This window comes from Actinomadura vinacea (assembly GCF_039532545.1).
Classification (GTDB): Bacteria; Actinomycetota; Actinomycetes; order Streptosporangiales; family Streptosporangiaceae; genus Spirillospora; species Spirillospora vinacea.
The window spans coordinates 142,417-158,077 of sequence record NZ_BAAARW010000024.1; the positions used below are offsets into that span (position 1 = coordinate 142,417).

At 73.5% G+C, this 15,661-nt stretch carries 17 protein-coding genes; 7 read left to right on the forward strand and 10 right to left on the reverse strand.

Going from position 1 to position 15,661, the window contains the following annotated elements; translation table 11 throughout:
* Positions 1-21 precede the first annotated feature (21 nt).
* Both ABD340_RS32020 and ABD340_RS32025 read left to right on the forward strand, forming a co-directional pair.
* The gene (locus tag ABD340_RS32020; RefSeq protein ID WP_344594057.1) at positions 22-525 is read left to right on the forward strand and encodes an AAA family ATPase; all 504 of its coding nucleotides are present in this window, start codon (positions 22-24) and stop codon (positions 523-525) included.
* Positions 506-1,255, forward strand: coding sequence for a tRNA(His) guanylyltransferase Thg1 family protein (locus ABD340_RS32025; protein WP_344594058.1), 750 nt, complete (start codon positions 506-508; stop codon positions 1,253-1,255). Before ABD340_RS32020 ends, ABD340_RS32025 begins: the two co-directional genes overlap by 20 nt.
* Before the next feature lie 133 nt (positions 1,256-1,388).
* On the opposite strand, the gene ABD340_RS32030 is transcribed toward ABD340_RS32025, so the two are convergent.
* The 3 genes from ABD340_RS32030 to ABD340_RS32040 form a co-directional block, all read right to left on the reverse strand.
* The gene (locus ABD340_RS32030) at positions 1,389-2,582 is read right to left on the reverse strand and encodes an amidase (RefSeq protein WP_344594059.1); all 1,194 of its coding nucleotides are present in this window, start codon (positions 2,580-2,582) and stop codon (positions 1,389-1,391) included.
* 152 nt (positions 2,583-2,734) lie between these two features.
* Positions 2,735-3,859, reverse strand: a complete 1,125-nt coding sequence (locus ABD340_RS32035; protein ID WP_344594061.1) for an AAA family ATPase — start codon at positions 3,857-3,859, stop codon at positions 2,735-2,737.
* Complete coding sequence (locus ABD340_RS32040; RefSeq protein ID WP_344594062.1) at positions 3,846-4,631, reverse strand: RNA ligase family protein; 786 nt, start codon at positions 4,629-4,631, stop codon at positions 3,846-3,848. Before ABD340_RS32040 ends, ABD340_RS32035 begins: the two co-directional genes overlap by 14 nt.
* Before the next feature lie 113 nt (positions 4,632-4,744).
* Here ABD340_RS32040 and ABD340_RS32045 point away from each other — a divergent pair, with 113 nt between their 5' ends.
* Together ABD340_RS32045 and ABD340_RS32050 are read left to right on the forward strand one after the other, a co-directional pair.
* Entirely contained in the window at positions 4,745-5,500 is a 756-nt protein-coding gene (locus tag ABD340_RS32045) for a MerR family transcriptional regulator (protein ID WP_344594064.1), read from the forward strand.
* A 27-nt stretch (positions 5,501-5,527) separates the two neighbouring features.
* Complete coding sequence (locus ABD340_RS32050) at positions 5,528-5,659, forward strand: hypothetical protein (protein WP_344594066.1); 132 nt, start codon at positions 5,528-5,530, stop codon at positions 5,657-5,659.
* Here the strand turns inward: ABD340_RS32050 and ABD340_RS32055 are convergent.
* Together ABD340_RS32055 and ABD340_RS32060 are read right to left on the reverse strand one after the other, a co-directional pair.
* Positions 5,626-6,891 carry an RNA polymerase sigma factor gene (locus ABD340_RS32055; protein ID WP_344594067.1) on the reverse strand — a complete coding sequence of 422 codons (1,266 nt, stop codon included), beginning with the start codon at positions 6,889-6,891 and terminating at the stop codon, positions 5,626-5,628. The genes ABD340_RS32050 and ABD340_RS32055 overlap by 34 nt on opposite strands.
* Positions 6,888-7,250 carry a YciI family protein gene (locus tag ABD340_RS32060; protein ID WP_344594068.1) on the reverse strand — a complete coding sequence of 121 codons (363 nt, stop codon included), beginning with the start codon at positions 7,248-7,250 and terminating at the stop codon, positions 6,888-6,890. Before ABD340_RS32060 ends, ABD340_RS32055 begins: the two co-directional genes overlap by 4 nt.
* 490 nt (positions 7,251-7,740) lie before the next feature.
* Between ABD340_RS32060 and ABD340_RS32065 the strand changes: the two genes are divergently transcribed.
* Complete coding sequence (locus ABD340_RS32065) at positions 7,741-10,563, forward strand: leucine--tRNA ligase (RefSeq protein ID WP_344594338.1); 2,823 nt, start codon at positions 7,741-7,743, stop codon at positions 10,561-10,563.
* On the opposite strand, the gene ABD340_RS32070 is transcribed toward ABD340_RS32065, so the two are convergent.
* Entirely contained in the window at positions 10,547-10,759 is a 213-nt protein-coding gene (locus ABD340_RS32070; protein WP_344594070.1) for a hypothetical protein, read from the reverse strand. The two genes, ABD340_RS32065 and ABD340_RS32070, sit on opposite strands and share 17 nt — an antisense overlap.
* Positions 10,756-11,586: a methyltransferase domain-containing protein gene (locus tag ABD340_RS32075; RefSeq protein ID WP_344594071.1), complete on the reverse strand. Its 831-nt coding sequence runs from the start codon at positions 11,584-11,586 to the stop codon at positions 10,756-10,758. The genes ABD340_RS32070 and ABD340_RS32075 overlap by 4 nt, the downstream gene beginning before the upstream one ends.
* A gap of 29 nt (positions 11,587-11,615) precedes the next feature.
* Here ABD340_RS32075 and pdxR point away from each other — a divergent pair, with 29 nt between their 5' ends.
* Positions 11,616-13,136: a MocR-like pyridoxine biosynthesis transcription factor PdxR gene (gene pdxR / locus ABD340_RS32080; protein WP_344594072.1), complete on the forward strand. Its 1,521-nt coding sequence runs from the start codon at positions 11,616-11,618 to the stop codon at positions 13,134-13,136.
* 30 nt (positions 13,137-13,166) lie between these two features.
* Here the strand turns inward: pdxR and ABD340_RS32085 are convergent, their stop codons facing one another.
* Positions 13,167-14,192 (reverse strand): NAD(P)/FAD-dependent oxidoreductase, encoded by a 1,026-nt coding sequence (locus ABD340_RS32085; RefSeq protein WP_344594073.1) that lies wholly within the window; start codon positions 14,190-14,192, stop codon positions 13,167-13,169.
* A gap of 193 nt (positions 14,193-14,385) precedes the next feature.
* Between ABD340_RS32085 and ABD340_RS32090 the strand changes: the two genes are divergently transcribed.
* Complete coding sequence (locus ABD340_RS32090) at positions 14,386-14,712, forward strand: PGPGW domain-containing protein (RefSeq protein ID WP_344594075.1); 327 nt, start codon at positions 14,386-14,388, stop codon at positions 14,710-14,712.
* Between the two features lie 50 nt (positions 14,713-14,762).
* Here ABD340_RS32090 and ABD340_RS32095 read toward each other — a convergent pair whose 3' ends face one another.
* On the reverse strand, positions 14,763-15,134 hold the full coding sequence (locus tag ABD340_RS32095; protein ID WP_344594076.1) for a hypothetical protein: 372 nt from the start codon (positions 15,132-15,134) through the stop codon (positions 14,763-14,765).
* Between the two features lie 22 nt (positions 15,135-15,156).
* The gene (locus tag ABD340_RS32100; protein ID WP_344594078.1) at positions 15,157-15,645 is read right to left on the reverse strand and encodes a roadblock/LC7 domain-containing protein; all 489 of its coding nucleotides are present in this window, start codon (positions 15,643-15,645) and stop codon (positions 15,157-15,159) included.
* Positions 15,646-15,661: the final 16 nt, after the last annotated feature.

The following is a 15,661-nucleotide window of genomic DNA, read 5'->3' on the forward strand; positions in this document are numbered from 1 at the left end:
GAATGCTGTGAGGGAGCACGCGTGGAACTGGCGATCCTGATCGGGCTGCAGGCATCGGGCAAGACCACCTTCTACCGGCGGCACCTGGCGGCCACGCATGTCCACGTCAGCAAGGACCTGTTCGGCCGCTCCTCGCGACGCAAGCAGGCGCGGCAGCTCCGGCTCATCGCCGAGGCCCTGGGGGCGGGACGCGACGTGGCCGTCGACAACACCAACCCCTCGCCCGAGGAATGGCGCCCCCTGATAGAGGCCGGCCGCCGCCACGGCGCCCGGATCACCGGGTACTGGTTCCCGCCGGACGTGCCCGCCGCCCTCGGGCGGAACGCCGCCCGTCCAGCGGAAATCCGGGTGCCCGACGTCGGGATCTATGCCACCCTCAAGCGACTGCGCGAGCCGCGGCACGCCGACGGGTTCGACGTGCTGCGCGCCGTCCGGCCCGACGGCGCGGGCGGTTTCGCCGTCACCCCCATCGACCGTGCCCGTGACGGGCAGGAAGGGACCGGACGTGCGGCTGAGGGACCTTGAGTCGCGGATGCGGGAGCGGGAGTGGTTCCACACGCTGACGCTGCTGCCGGGAGCGTGGGCCGTCGTGCGCGTGGACGGCCGCGGCTTCTCCCGCTACACCGAGGAGCGCTTCGACAAGCCCTTCGACGCGCGCTTCGGCGACCTGATGACCGACACCGCGCGGACCCTGCTCACCGAGTTCTCCGGACGCTACGCCTACACCGAGAGCGACGAGATCTCCCTGGTGCTCGACCCGTCCTTCGACATGTTCGGCCGCGAGGTGGAGAAGCTGGTGTCGATCGCGGCCGGGACCGCCTCTGCCGCCTTCACCCACGCCGCCGGCGAGCCGGTCGCCTTCGACGCCCGCGTGTGGATGGGCGCCGGCGACGCCGACGTGGTCGACTACCTGTCCTGGCGGCAGGCCGACGCGGCCCGCTGCTCCCTCAACGGCTGGTGCTACTGGACGCTGCGGCACGAGGGCCGGACCGCCCGGCAGGCCACCCGCCAGCTGGACCGCGCGAGCGTTCCGGACAAGAACGAGCTGCTGTACGCGCGCGGGATCAACTTCAACGACCTTCCCGCTTGGCAGCGCCGCGGCGTCGGCCTGTGGTGGGAGACCTACGAGAAGACCGGGCACGACCCCGTGCGCGGCGTCGACGTCACCGCCACCCGCCGCCGCGTCCGCGTCGAACGCGAGCTGCCCATGAAGGACGAGTACCGCACCCTGGTCCAGGGCCTCATCACCGCCTGATCCGGAAGAACGGCCGCGCGCCGGGGACTGTCTCGCGCGGCCGTCCGGGATGCGGGCGGCTGCTCAAAGCGGCCCTCCGGGCCGTCACCGCGCGGGGGCTGTTCCCGAGCGAGCGGACCGAACCCAGCCGTGATCACGGTGCGGGCGGGACCGCGGTGGCGGGGCGGGGCGGGGGCGCAACCGCTTCCAGAGCGGCGGCGACGCGCAGCAGCGGCGCTTCGCGGCCGGGCGCCGCGACGGCCTGCAGCCCGACCGGGAGGCCGTCGGCGCCGAGTCCCGCCGGGACGGTGACCGCCGGATGGCCGCTGACGTTGAACGCCCAAGTCAGGGCGACCGACATCGCCTCGCCGGGCCCGTCGTGACCATGCGGGGCGGTGGGCGTGGCCGGGGTCAGCAGCACGTCCGCCTTCCCGAACAACGCCGCCAGCCGGTCGTCGTTGGCGCGGCGGACACGCTCGGCGTCAGGATCCGGGTCCCCGCCCCGCAGGGCGCGCCACACCGGCTCGGGGTTCAGCAGGCACGGCTCGTCCGGCCCGAGCGAGATCACCCCCGCTTCCTCCAGCCGCCGCGCGGCGGCCCGGGCGGCCGCCGCCTGCTCGCGATCGACCTCGGCGTATCCGAGCGAGGCCGACCACGCCGCGCGCAAGGGCGGTCCCTCGGCGTCGGCGCGGAACTCCTCGCCGAGCATGAGCGACAGATGCAGGGCGGCGTCCCGGGCGGTTCCGGTCACCGCGCCCAGCGCCGCCAGGCCGGAACGGTCCAGAGCCGGCAGGAGCCGGTTGGTGGGTTTGAGCCCGACCACGCCGCACCAGGCCGCCGGTATCCGCAGCGACCCCGCACCGTCGCTGCCGGTGGCCAGTGGCACGATCCCGGCCGCGACCGCCGCGGCCGACCCCGCCGACGATCCTCCCGGTGTGCGGTCCGCCCGCCAGGGGTTGGCCGTCGGCCCGCGGTCGGTGTGGCCCCAGGTCTGCCATCCGGTGTGCGCGAGCGGCACGGAGGTCAGTCCGAGCACGACGCAGCCCTCGCGCTCGAGCCGCGCGGTCTGCCGGGCCTGCGAGCGCGTCCACGCCTTCACTCCGATCGGCACCCCGGCCAGGCGCGGCCGCTCGCCGCGCGCCACCGACCGGTCGACCGCGCGGGCCGACTCCAGGGCCCGCTCCGGCCACACCTCGGTGAAAGCGCGCAACTCCGGATCGACCGCCTCCAGCCGCGCCAGCGCGGCCTGGACGATCTCGACCGCCGACACCTCGCGCCCGACCACCAGCCCGGCGATCCCGGTCGCGTCCAGGGGCCTCCGCGGCCCCGGCGGCGCCGCCAAGGTCATCTACACCGCCGGGCGCGGGGGAGGGGAGACGTGGGGCGCGGCGGTCATGATCGCAGCCTATCCTCCGGCCGTCCGGCCCGTGTTGTCACCCGCGGTGGCCGACCGGCACACTCCGTTGTCATGACGATCAACGCCTTCACCACCACCGGCGGTCAGGCCGTCGACAGCCACCGGACGTGGTGCGCCTCGGTCGGGTCCGGGGTCTCCCAGCGCCGCACGAGACGGTCGATCACCGCGTCCGGCACCGGCGCGGGACGCGAGCGGTTGCGCCGCCCGATCACCTCCGGCGGGGCCTCCAGCGCGACCAGCTCGATCCGGCCCCGGTAGTCGGCGATCAGCCCCGTGCACTGCTCGCGCAGCATCCGCGAGACGTTGGTGGCGTTCCACACGAACGACCGCCCCGCCCGCAGATGCTCGCGCGCCTGCTCGTGGGCGGCCGCCGCCACCGGTCGCTGGTCGCCGGACGGCGGCACCCCCAGCTCCGCGCGGATCCGGTCCAGGCTCACCACCGGAAGATCGGGCCGGTGCTCGGTGATCCAGTGGTCCTTGCCCACCCCCGGCAGCCCCGACAGCACCGTCACCGCGAGCCGCGTGTCGTCGTAGGCCGCGTAGCCGGGGTCACGGCCCGGCTTGCGGAAATACCAGAATCGAGCGTGGTCGGAGGGGAAGCGGCGCGGTGCGTCCAGGCACTCCTGCTCGGCGCAGTACTCCCCGTACAGCGCCACGTTCTCCAGCAGTTCCTCGGCATCGCCGCAGACGCGTCCCAGGATGTCGGCGCTCGCCAGCAGCACCAGGTCGTCGTTGCGCGCCAGCAGGCTCACCCGGAACGCGATCTGCTGCAGGTCGGGGCGCTCCAGCGCCCAGAACGGCACCTGGTGGTGGCGCACCAGCGCCGCCACGTGCTCACGCCAGGGCACCGGCGCGCCCAGCTCCCACAGGATCCGCCGCACCATCAGGTCGCCGCGCCGCGAATGGCCGTGCGCGGTGATCCGCCCGTCGTCCTCGGTCCTGGTGCAGTACGGCTTGGCGATGTCGTGCATCAGCACCGTCGTGAACAGCCGCACCCGCTCGTCGGCCGGACGCTCCCGCCACCGCGGCATCGCGGCCAGCGCCTCGCACGCCATCCGCGTGTGCACCTCGGCGTCGCCCTCGGCGTGGTGCAGCGCGTCCTGCGGCACGCCCGCCAGCGCCCGCACCCACGCGAACGCCTCGCGGATCTCCGGCCACGGCACCCGCCAGTGCGGCGGCGCCGGGCACAGCTCCTCAAACACCCGCATACAGCACCTCCGGGTCGGCCAGCCCGTTGGCGACGATCGGCCGGTCCAGCCAGTGCGTGCCCGAGTCGAGGATGGCGTTCAGGAAGCTCGGCCGCACCCACTTGAGCCGGTCCACCGTCCGCCCGTCCTCCTCGACCTTGATGTAGAGGCCCTCCATCTCCTCGGCCGCGTCGGTCTCGGCGGCCACCCGGCCGGGATCGGCGCCGCCGCCGGCGGCCGCCTCCCGCAGCGCGTCCCGCCAGCGCGCCGTTCGGCACGTGGACGGCCCGGCGAGGGCGACGAGCGACCGGAGACCGTCCAGCCGGCCCTCGTGCAGGACGGGCACCGACACCACCGGCGTCCCCTGCAGGAGGTCGCGGCGGCGCTCGGTGGACAGGAACGTCCCGTCCCGCTGGTCCAGCACGTCGAACTCGCAGAAATAGTGGGGGAGGGCGTCGTAGAACATGGTGTGCTTGGCGTACAGCCACTCGCCGTACATCACGTAGCGGTCGCCCAGCCGCGGCCACAGCGCGTGCTGGACGGTCGCGGCCCATGCCTTGAGCGGGGCGAAATGCCGCTCGCGCGGGCCGCCGGTGAGGAAGTGGCCGCGGCTCTGCAGGCGCAGCTCCCCGCCGGCGGTGAAGCTGATGCCGCAGTTGGCGCCGTCCAGCTTCTCCTCGACCACCAGGTACCGCCCGGCGACGTCCCGGAAGGGAACCGCGGCCAGATCGTGGTCGCCGGTCTGGAACCGGGAACCCTCGATATGCCGGGTCCGGGGATACTTGTGCAGCATGTCGACCGTTGTAACGGGGCGCGTCGGGACGTGGCAACCGAATATCGTCGGAGCGTGACCACTTCGGGAACCGGCAACGGGACGCGGCCCGCCGCCGGGGGCTTCGGCCTGCGATGACCGGCGAGCGCGAGCAGGGGCGCAAGGCGCTGCGGCCCATCGACCTGGCCCGGACGGCGGGCGTGTCCACCCAACAGATCCGCAACTACCTCGACGAGGGCGTGCTGCCCCCGGCGCCGCGCAGCCCCACCGGGTACCGCCGGTTCGACGAGCGGCACCGGCAGGCCCTGATCGCCTTCCGGGCGCTGGAGAGGGGGTACGGCAGGACCACCGCCGCCCAGATCATGCGTGCGGTGCACGACGGCGAGGTGCCGCGGGCCCTGGCGTCGGTGGACGCGGCCCACGCCGCCCTGCACGGGGAGCGGCTCTCCCTCCAGGCGGCGGGTGAGGCGCTCGAGGCCGTCGCGCGGCAGGACCCGGAGGCGGTGGCGCCGTCGCGGCACTCGGGCGAGCCGCGCTCGGGACTGCGGATCGGCGAGGTCGCGGCCCGCCTGGGCGTGCGCTCCTCCGCGCTGCGGGTGTGGGAGGCCGCGGGGCTGCTGACCCCGGGGCGCGAGGCCGGCACCGGCTACCGGGTCTTCGGCCCGGCCGAGATCCGGGACGCCCAGATGATCCATATGCTGCGGCAGGGCCGGTATCCGCTGCCGCAGATCTACGCCGTCCTGGACGGGCTGCGCCGCACCGGGAGCAGCGAGGCCCTGCGCGAGGCCATCGCCGGGCGCCGCGAGGCGCTCACCCGGCGCGCCAACGACATGCTCGCCGGCTCGGCCCGCCTGCACGGCTATCTCACCGACGAAAACGATCGGCCTTGACGAGAAAAATTGCCGGAGGCCGGCCGCATGATCGAGGTCTGGGCGGCCATCACCACCGGCCCCGGCGCCGACTCCTGGTTCATGGGCCGCAACGAGACCGAGACCCCGGAGGGCGGCCGGACCTGTCACAGCAGACGGTCGGCCCTGCCCTCCAGGTAGCGGCGCTCGGGAAGGCTGGCCGTGCGGCGCGCGGCCGTCCGGTACGCGTCGCGGGCGGCCGCGCCGTCACCGGCCATCTCCAGCAGATGGCCCCGCACGGCGTCCAGCCGGTGATGCCGCGCGAGCCGCTCGTCGGACCGCAGCCCCTCCAGAAGGTCCAGACCGGCCCGGGGGCCGTTCACCATGGCCACCGCGACCGCGTGGTTGAGGGCGACCATGGGGTTCGGAGCGACCTTGCCCAGCAACTCGTACAGGCCGAGGATCTGCGGCCAGTCGGTGTCCTCGGCGCGTCCCGCCTCGGCGTGCACGGCGGCGATCGCGGCCTGCAGCTGGTACGGCCCCACCGGCCCGTGCGGCAGCGCCTCCGACACCAGCGCGACCCCCTCGGCGATGGCGGCGGAGTCCCAGCGCCCGCGGTCCTGCTCGGCGAGCGGGACCAGCTCGCCGCCCGGCCCCGTGCGGGCGTCCCGGCGCGCGTCGGTGAGCAGCATCAGCGCCAGCAGCCCGGCGACCTCCCCGTCGCCGGGCAGCATCGCGCGGACCGCGCGGGCCAGCCGGATCGCCTCCCCGCTCAGCTCCCGGCGGTGCAGTTCCGGCCCGGCCGTGGCGGTGTACCCCTCGTTGAAGATCAGGTACAGCACGTGCAGGACCGCGCCCAGCCGCTCGTCCCGCTCCGCCTCCGGCGGCGGGCCGAACACCGCCCCGGCCGCCTTGATCCGCTGCTTGGCCCGGCTGATCCGCTGCGCCATGGTCGCCTCCGGGACCAGGAACGCGTGCGCGATCTGCACCGTGGTCAGCCCGCCCACGGCGCGCAGCGTCAGCGCCACCTGCGAGGCGCCCGACAGCGCCGGATGGCAGCACAGCGACAGCAGGGTCAGCGTGTCGTCGCGCCCGGCCGCCGCGGGCGCGGCGTCGGCGGCCGAGGCCAGCAGGTCGTCGGCGGGACGCGCGACCGCGTCGGCCACCTCGCGCCGCCGCCGCGCCTGCTCGCTGCGCACCTGGTCGGCCATCCGGCGGGCGGCGACGGTGACCAGCCAGCCGTGCGGGTTGTCCGGCACGCCCTCCCGCGGCCACTGCACGGCGGCGGCCAGCAGCGCCTCCTGCACCGCGTCCTCGGCCGCGTCGAAGTCGCCGTGCCTGCGGACGAGCACGCCGAGGACCCGCGGGGCCTGATCCCGCAGCAGGTCCTCGACGGCCGCGCCCGGCCCCGGAACGGTGCCGGGCCCGCTCACATCTCCATCCCCGCGCTGTACATGATCGGGCGGACCTCCACGCCCAGGAAGCGCGACTCGGGCATGCGCGCGGCGATCTCCAGGGCGCGCTCCCGGCTCTCGCAGTCGATCACGTAGTAGCCGGCCAGATACTCCTTGGCCTCGGCGAACGGCCCATCGGTCACCGCGGGCACGCCGTCCTTGACCCGGACGACGGCGCTGGTGCCGGGATTGGCGAGCGCGTGCGTGACGACCATCTCGCCGGACTCGCGGAGCATCTTCTGGAACCCCTCGTGGGCGTTCATGATCTCGTTGCGCTCGGCCTCGGTCAGCCCTTCCCACGCCTCGTCGTTCATGTGGATCATCAGCAGGTACTTCATCGGGTGCTCCTCACCTCGCGGCGCCTCTCACAGAGGTCGGGGCGCCCGTCCCGTTCTCGACATCCTTCCGCGGATCCTTCCTCGCATTTTTCCGGGCGAACCCGCGCCCCCTCATCCCGGGTCGGTGCGCGGCGCGATCAACCCGGACTTGTAGGCCGCCACCACCGCCTGCCGCGTCCAGAAGTTCATGCCCATGGAGGCGGGGGCGGCCGTGCAGGCCACCGTCCGCCTGGACCGTCTCCCCGCGGGCCCATGGGCCGGTCTGGGCGTATTGGCCCTCTGCAGCGCGGGAGCACTGGTTCTAGGGGGATTGCTGTTCATAAAGCGCGACCAATAAGGGCTTGGTGATGTACTCTCACGCCATGGTCTTCCCTCACAGCCTTCTTCTTCTCGAGCCGCGCTGACACGCTGAACAGCTGTCAGCGCGGCCGCCCCTCATGCACTGAGGGGCTTTTTCATTTCCCGGCCAAGGCGAACCCTGGTGACGAGGATGATGAACGAGAACGAGAAGGCCGACGACAGAGACGACGGGCACCCCCCGTTCCGCTACGACGCCCGCATGGCGAACGAGATCGAACTGCGCTGGCAGGAACGCTGGGAACGCGAAGGCACCTTCCACTCGCCCAACCCGGCAGGCCCCCTCGGAGAAGGAATCGACCGGATGGCGGGCCGCCGCCGGTCCTATGTCCTCGACATGTTCCCCTACCCCAGCGGCGTGGGACTGCATGTCGGCCACCCGCTCGGCTACATCGGCACCGACGTGTACGCCCGCTACCGGCGGATGGCCGGCGACCACGTCATGCACGCCTTCGGGTACGACGCGTTCGGGCTGCCGGCCGAGCAGTACGCGATCGACACGGGCCGGCACCCGCGCGATACGACGGCGGTGAACATCGCGGCCATGCGGCGCCAGCTGCGGCGGCTGGGACTGGGCCACGACCTGCGCCGCGAGGTCGCCACCAGCGACCCGGCGTTCTACCGCTGGACGCAGTGGCTCTTCCTGCGGATCTTCAACGCCTGGGTGGACGAGCGCACCGGCCGGGCACGTCCGATCGAGGACCTGGTCGCCGAGTTCGCGTCCGGTGCCCGCGCCGTGCCCGGCGGACGGGACTGGGCGGAACTGGACGAGACGGAGCGCCGCCGGGCCGTCGACGGCCACCGGCTGGCCTACGTGTCGGAGGAGCCGGTCAACTGGTGTCCCGGGCTGGGCACCGTCCTGGCCAACGAGGAGGTCACCGCGGAAGGCCGCAGCGAGGTGGGCGACCACCCGGTCTACCGCAGGCCGCTGCGGCAGTGGATGCTGCGGATCACCGCGTTCGCCCAGCGGCTGATCGACGACCTGGACGGACTCGCCTGGCCGGACTCGCTGAAGCGGACGCAGCGGAGCTGGATCGGGGCCGGCGACGGCGCCCGCATCACCTTTCCCGCCGCCGGTGAGGGGATCGAGGTCTTCACCACCCGTCCCGACACGCTGCCCGGCGCCACCTATGTGGTGCTGGCGCCCGAGCACCCGATGGTGGGAGAGTTGGTCCCGGACGCCTGGCCGGGCGGCACCCCGCGAGCGTGGCGCTACCCGCAAGGGCGGGCGAACGAAAGGGAATGGACGCCACGGGACGCGGTCGGCGCGTACCGGAAAAGGGTCGAACGCCTCAGTGAGCGCCGGCGCACCACCGACACCTCTGAAAAGACCGGCGTTTTCACCGGCGCCTACGCCGTCAACCCCGTCACCCAAACACCCATACCGGTTTTCCTGGCCGACTACGTGCTCATGGGTTACGGGACAGGCGCGATTATGGCGGTTCCCGCCCACGATCAACGGGATCTGGAGTTCGCGACCGAGTTCGGCCTGCCCGTACACCCCGAGAAGGGCCCACTGGAGGAATGGCCCACCGGGCAGGACAGCGCATGCGTGGCGGACGGCGCCGCCGCCATCGCCTGGCTGGAACGGCACGGGGTGGGCAAGGGGGCGCGTACCTACCGGCTACGTGACTGGCTGTTCTCGCGGCAGCGCTACTGGGGCGAACCGTTCCCGATCGTGTACGACGAGCACGGACTGCCCGTCGCCCTGCCCGAGAGCGCGCTGCCCGTCCGGCTGCCGGAGATGACCGACTTCCGGCCCGAACCGCAGACCGACGACGACCCACCCGTGCCGCCGCTGGCCAAGGCCAGGGAATGGGCGAGCGTCGAACTCGACCTGGGCGACGGCCCCAAACGGTACCGGCGTGAGCTGAACACCATGCCGCAATGGGCCGGCTCCTGCTGGTACTACCTGCGCTACCTGGACCCGACCAACGATGAGGCGTTCGTGGACCCCGAGGTCGAGCGCTACTGGATGCCCTCCTCCGATCCCGAACGCCCTGGGGGAGTGGACCTGTACGTCGGAGGCGGGGAACACGCCGTGCTGCACCTGCTGTACGCGAGGTTCTGGCACAAGGTCCTGTACGACCTGGGCCATGTCTCCACCAAGGAGCCGTTCGCCCGCCTGTTCAATCAGGGATACGTCCTGGCCGACGCCTTCACCGACGAACGCGGCATGTACGTGCCCGCCGCCGAGGTGGTGCAGGGCGGCGACGGGTCGTTCACCTACCAGGGCCGCCCGGTCGCCCGCCGCGCCGGCCGGATGGGCAAGAGCCGCAAGAACGGTGTCAGCCCTGACGACCTGTACGAGCGCTATGGCGCGGACACCCTGCGCCTGCACGAGATGGGCATGGGCCCCTTGGACGCCGACCGGCCCTGGCACACCGATGACATCGCGGGCGTCCACCGCTTCCTGCAACGGCTGTGGCGCAACATCGTCGACGAGGAGACCGGCCGCCCACGCGTCACCGACATCCCACCGTCCCCTGACATGCTGCGTAGGCTGCACCAGACCATCGCCATCGTCCGGCAGGACTTCGGCGAGCTGCGCTACAACACCGCGATCGCACGGCTGACGGAGCTGAACACCCACGCCGCCAAGCTGGACCCGATGCCGCGCCAGCTCGCCGAACCCCTGATCCTGATGGTGGCGCCGCTCGTCCCGCACATCGCCGAGGAACTGTGGAGCCGCCTGGGGCACGAGGAATCGCTGGCCTGCGCGCCGTTCCCCGAGGCCGACGCGTCCCTGGCCGCCGAACCGTCGGTCACGATCCCCGTCCAGATAGACGGCCGCACCCGCTTCACCTTGGAGGTCCCCGCCGACGCCGATCACGAGCACACCGAACGCCGCCTGACCACGCACCCCGACTACGCCAGGCACACCGCCGGCCTGACCGTCCGCCGCGTGGTCATCGTCCCCGGCCGAATCGCCAACATCGTCACCACCGGGTGCTGAGCCGCGCGGACGTCTTGCCCGTGCTCCCGGTGTCGTCGGCGAAGCGCAGGTCGGCGTGCAGGCGCTGGGCGTCGCGGTCCTGCACATGGGTGCTCCCGGCCAGCGGCGACCGGGGGCCGGACTGCCGCCGATGGTTGCGCTCCAGCCTGTGCACCAGGACGGCTACCAGCACGAATACGGCGAGTGCGAGGATCATGGCCGGACGGCGGTGGCCTTGAAGAACGTGTAGTGGAACGTGCCGCCGGCCTGGGCCGTCCGGTGCAGGCCGGCGATGCCCCGTTCCCAGTCGGCGCGGGTGGTGAGCCCGGCCGCCAGCGCCTGCGCGCCGACGCCCGCGACCATGGCGGTGAAGGTGTCGCGGGTGAAGCCCTCGACGAGGGCGGGCCGGGTGGCGTCGGCGTAGACGGTGCGCGGCCGGACGGTGACCCCGTCGTAGCCGGCCTCGGTCAGCAGCGGTTGCAGACGGCGCCCGATCAGCGAGTCGCCGCCCGCCTCCGCCTGGAGCCGCACCAGGTGGCCGATCGCCGCGCGGGCGTGGGCGCTGTCGGGATGGAAGAACGCCGAACCGTGGTCGCCTTCGATCACGGTGATCGTCCCGCCCGGTTTCAGCACGCGCCGCAGCGCCGCCAGGGCCTTCAGGGGGTACCGCAGGTGCTCCAGGACGAAGCACACGAAGAGGTGGTCGAACGAGCCGTCCGCGAACGGCAGGTCGAAGAGGTCGGCGCGGTGCCATTGGACGCGGGCGCTGGTGTGGGCATCGCTGTGGGCGCGGACGCGGGCGCGGGCCTGCGCGAGCGACTCCTCCGAGATGTCCACCGAGGTCAGGTGCATGCCGGGGCTCGACGCGACCAGGTGCACGGTCTGGGCGCCCACTCCGCACCCGGCCTCCAGCACCCGGCTCCCGGCCGGGTAGCGGGTGTCGGCGTGGAGCAGTTCCGCCAGGGTGTCGGCCTGGTCGCCGAGGCGCCGGGCCTCGTTCTCGGAATATCCGTGCACGTAGGGAACGGGGGTCGTCATGTTCATGCTCTCACCGTGGCGCCACAATGGACCTGGTGAACAGATCCAAACCAACCGCATCAGACCGGTCCATAACGGCTGGGGGCTCCGACTTCCTCCAGCTCGACACCGGTGACGCGCCGCCCGGCGGGCTGTCGGACTGGCTCGCCGAACGGCTCAGGGCGGCCGTGTCCGACGGCCGCCTGCCCGTCGGCGGCAGGCTCCCCGCCACCCGGGTCCTGGCCGCCGACCTGCGGGTCTCCCGCGGCGTGGTCACCGAGGCCTACCGGCGCCTGATCGAGGACGGGCACGCCGCCGGGCACGGCCGCCGCGGGACGGTCATCGTGGCCGCACCCGTCACCGCCCAGCCCGACCGCGCCCTGCCCGTCACCGCGCTGCCCGTCACCACCGGGGCCGCCGGCCCGTCCGGCGAGCCGTTCCCGGCCGAGCCCGGCGCCGACGTCTACGACGCGCTGCGCGAGGCCTCCGCGCGGATCGACCTGTCACCGGGACTGCCCGACCTGGCCGCGTTCCCGCGCGCGGCCTGGCTGCGCGCCGAACGCGCCGTCATCGGCGACCTGGCCGCGCCGGGCCTCGGCTACGGGGACCCGCGCGGCACCCCCGCGCTGCGCCGGGCGGTCGCCGGCTGGCTGGCCCGCAACCGCGGGATCGGCGCCGACCCGGACGAGATCGTGATCGTCTCCGGCACCGCCCAGGCGTTCGGCCTGTTCGCGCACGTCCTCCGCGCGGACGGGATCGGCGAGGTCGCCATGGAGGACCCGGGGTCGCTCGGGGCCCGCCAGCATCTGGAGTACTGGGGCCTGCGCACCCCGCCCGTGCCCGTCGACGCCGACGGCATCCGGGTCGACGAGCTGCGGGCCGCGGGCGCCCCCGTCGCCCTGCTCACTCCCGCGCACCAGTTCCCGACGGGAGTGGTCCTGGGCGGCGAGCGGCGCCGGGAGCTGATGCGCTGGGCCGACGGCGGCGGGATCGTCATCGAGGACGACTACGACGCCGAGCACCGCTACGACCGGCCCCCCGTGCCCGCCCTCCGCGCCATGCTGCCCGAACGCGTCTGCTACACCGGGAGCGTCTCCAAGCTCCTGGCGCCGGCGCTGCGCCTGGGGTGGGTCATGGCTCCTGCGGCGTACCGGGAGGCGCTCGTGGACGCCAAGCGGTTCGCCGACCTCGGCAACGCCGCGCTGCCGCAGCTCGTGCTGGCGCACCTGATGGAGTCCGGAGAGCTGGAGCGCCAGCTGCGCTTCCTGCGCCGCCGCCACCGCCGCCGCCGGGACGCGATGATCGAGGCGATCGAGGCGCACCTTCCCGGCGCGGTCGTGCACGGCGCCGCCGCCGGGCTGCACCTGATGATCACCTTCGCCGGGGGGCCCGGCGCCGGCGTGCCCGACCTCGAGCTGGCCGCCGCGGCGCTCGCCCGCGGCGTCAAGGTGCACCCGCTGTCCTGGCACAGCCGGCGCCGGGACCGGCAGGGACTGGTCATGGGGTACGCGGCCGCCCCTCCGAGCGCCCTTCGCGAGGCGATGGCGACGCTGGCCGCCGCCATCGGCGACCTGTGAGCCTCGCGCGGGGCGTCAGAGCACCGGGTGTCAGAGGCCGTGCCGGGTGTCGCTCAGCACCCGTTCGGCGACCTCGCGTTCCGCCCGCGCGGAGAACGGCTCGCGGCGGGCCTCGACGGCGCGCCGGGTCTCCTCGGCGACCAGGTCCGCGTTGATCGCCGCACCGGCCCGCACGCCCGCCGCGGCCGCGCCGATGACCTGCTCGGCCAGCGCGACCGCGTTCCCGGCCGCCCACACCCCGGGGACCTCCGTCGCGCCGGACGCGTCGGCCACGATCCGGGTGCCGATCACATGCCCGCCCATCTCCTGCTCGGCCGTGGTCAGCCCGAGCCCGGCCAGGCCGTCGACGCGGGCGGTGAGCCGGGTGCCGACCGCCAGCGCCGTCCGGCCGATCACCCGGCCGGTCTCCAGCCGCACACCGGTGAGCCGGTCGTCGGCCACCTCCAGGCCCGTGACCCGCCCGTCGACCACGGCGATCCCGCGCGCCGCCAGCTGCTCGTACTCCTCGTCACCCGGCTCGGGCGCGGTGTGCAGGAACAGCGCGACGTCGTCGCTCCACTGCCGCCACAGCAGGGCCTGGTGCACCGACAGCGGCCCGGTGGCCAGGACGCCGATCGGCTCGTCCCGCACCTCCCAGCCGTGGCAGTACGGGCAGTGCAGCACGTCGCGGCCCCATCGCCCGGCCAGGCCCGGCACGTCCGGCAGCCCGTCCACCAGCCCGGTCGCGACCAGCAGCCGGCTCGCCGTCACCTCGGACCCGTCCCGCAGGACGACGCGGAAGCCGCCGCCGTCCAGCCGTCCGGCCGAGGCGACCTCGCCGGTCACGACCTCGCCGCCGTACCGGGCCACCTCGGCGCGGCCGTCGGCCAGCAGCCGGGCCGGCGGGGTGCCTTCGCGCCCCAGGTAGGTGTGCATGTGCGCTGCGGGCGCGTTGCGCGGCCGGCCGGCGTCGATCACCAGTACCGAGCGGCGCGCCCGGGTCAGCGCCAGCGCGCCGGACAGCCCGGCGGCGCCGCCGCCGACGACCACCGCGTCATAGTGTGTAGATCCGGTCATCATTGCTCCCTCCGCTTCGGCGTAGAGAGTGCGCCCCACCGGAAAGGTCTGGCAAGAATCCTTGCTGTTTCGGCAAAATGCACGGGTCTGCGGGGGCCGGCCCGAACCGTGTGGCGATGCTCACAATGGGGCGTTCCGGAGTCGCGGGCGCCTTCCCGATCGTCATAGAGGTCATGACCCGTGAGGAGGCCACGTGACCACAAGCGCGCCGCACCGCCCCGCCGCCGCGACCGAACTCGACGTCGTCCCGGCCGCGGAGGCCCGGCCCCGGACTCGCCTGCGGCTGCTACGCAAGATCGGCGTCGCCGTCGGCGGTGTCGTGCTGATCCTCGCGGGCATCGTGATGATGGTGCTGCCGGGCCCGGGCGTCGTCGCGATCCTCGCCGGGCTGGGGCTGCTGGGCACCGAGTTCCCCGCCGCCCGCCGCGTCAGCGAACGGCTGCAGGGCTACATCCGCACGGCCTGGCACAAGGTCCGCCGCACCAAGAAGGCGGACTCGAAGGCCGACTCCGCCGCCTGAGGTCCTGTCCCGGCCGTGACCGCGGCCCGGCCGGGACAGGAGGGCACGCCTCAGACCGACAGGTTCTCCTCGATCCCCTTGAGCTGGTGCCGTGCCAGCGCCAGGTTGGCCCGGCCCCGGTCCATCGCGAGGTAGAGGAACAGGCCCTTGCCCTTGCGGCCGGTCACGGGACGGATCACGTGGTACTGGCCGTTCAGCGTGATCAGGATGTCCTCGATGTCGTCCTTGATGCCCAGCGACTCCATGGTGCGCATCTTGGCGCGCATGACCTCGGTGTTCCCCGCCGAGGCGACCTGCAGGTCCAGGCTCTTGGAGCTGCCCATCGTCCCGAGGGCCATGCCGCTGTTGTAGTCGACGACGGCGGCGCCGATCGCGCCGTCGATCGCCATCATGTCCTTCATCGACACGTCCAGGTTGGACATGCGGTTCCCTTCACTGGTCGTTTCACGGACGGCGCGGTTCGGTGCTGCGGCCTCCTTCCTGGGGCGGGTCATCGGTGCGGCGGGGTCGTCCGGGCGTCCCCGCCAGCAGTTCGGCGATGGCGCGCGCCGCCGGGCGGGACTCCAGGTGCAGGCGGCCGACGTTGACGTCGGGGGCCGACAGCACGGTGAGCGAGGCGCTCCAGCCGGCGGAGTAGATCACCACGTAGCCGTTGGTCCCGCGCAGCACGACCTCGTGGAACCCGCCCCCGTGCGCCGTGGAGGTCATCCGGTGCGACAGCGCCAGCTCCGCGGCGGTCAGCGCGGCCATGCCGGACGGCTCGATGTCGTCCGGCAGGTCGTGCGCGATGAGCAGGCCGTCGGAGGAGGCGATCACGCTGCCGGTGAGCCGGGCGACCCGGCCGCGCAGCGCGGTCAGCTCGGCCAGCAGGGCCGGATCGGGCGCGGGTCGCGCGAGATCGTCCATCCGCTCGTGGACCGCCACGTTCGTCATCCTTTCGATCAGCCGT

Excerpts from the sequence above, each read along its gene's own strand:
- ABD340_RS32075 (WP_344594071.1), bottom strand. The coding sequence starts at position 11,586 with ATGAACATGACGACCCCCGTTCCCTACGTGCACGGATATTCCGAGAAC.
- ABD340_RS32035 (WP_344594061.1), bottom strand. The coding sequence starts at position 3,859 with ATGCGGGTGTTTGAGGAGCTGTGCCCGGCGCCGCCGCACTGGCGGGTG.
- ABD340_RS32095 (WP_344594076.1), bottom strand. The coding sequence starts at position 15,134 with ATGTCCAACCTGGACGTGTCGATGAAGGACATGATGGCGATCGACGGC.
- ABD340_RS32100 (WP_344594078.1), bottom strand. The coding sequence starts at position 15,645 with ATGACGAACGTGGCGGTCCACGAGCGGATGGACGATCTCGCGCGACCC.
- ABD340_RS32050 (WP_344594066.1), top strand. The coding sequence starts at position 5,528 with ATGATCGAGGTCTGGGCGGCCATCACCACCGGCCCCGGCGCCGACTCC.
- ABD340_RS32045 (WP_344594064.1), top strand. The coding sequence starts at position 4,745 with ATGACCGGCGAGCGCGAGCAGGGGCGCAAGGCGCTGCGGCCCATCGAC.
- ABD340_RS32060 (WP_344594068.1), bottom strand. The coding sequence starts at position 7,250 with ATGAAGTACCTGCTGATGATCCACATGAACGACGAGGCGTGGGAAGGG.
- ABD340_RS32070 (WP_344594070.1), bottom strand. The coding sequence starts at position 10,759 with ATGATCCTCGCACTCGCCGTATTCGTGCTGGTAGCCGTCCTGGTGCAC.
- ABD340_RS32040 (WP_344594062.1), bottom strand. The coding sequence starts at position 4,631 with ATGCTGCACAAGTATCCCCGGACCCGGCATATCGAGGGTTCCCGGTTC.
- ABD340_RS32030 (WP_344594059.1), bottom strand. The coding sequence starts at position 2,582 with ATGACCTTGGCGGCGCCGCCGGGGCCGCGGAGGCCCCTGGACGCGACC.
- ABD340_RS32085 (WP_344594073.1), bottom strand. The coding sequence starts at position 14,192 with ATGACCGGATCTACACACTATGACGCGGTGGTCGTCGGCGGCGGCGCC.
- ABD340_RS32065 (WP_344594338.1), top strand. The coding sequence starts at position 7,741 with ATGATGAACGAGAACGAGAAGGCCGACGACAGAGACGACGGGCACCCC.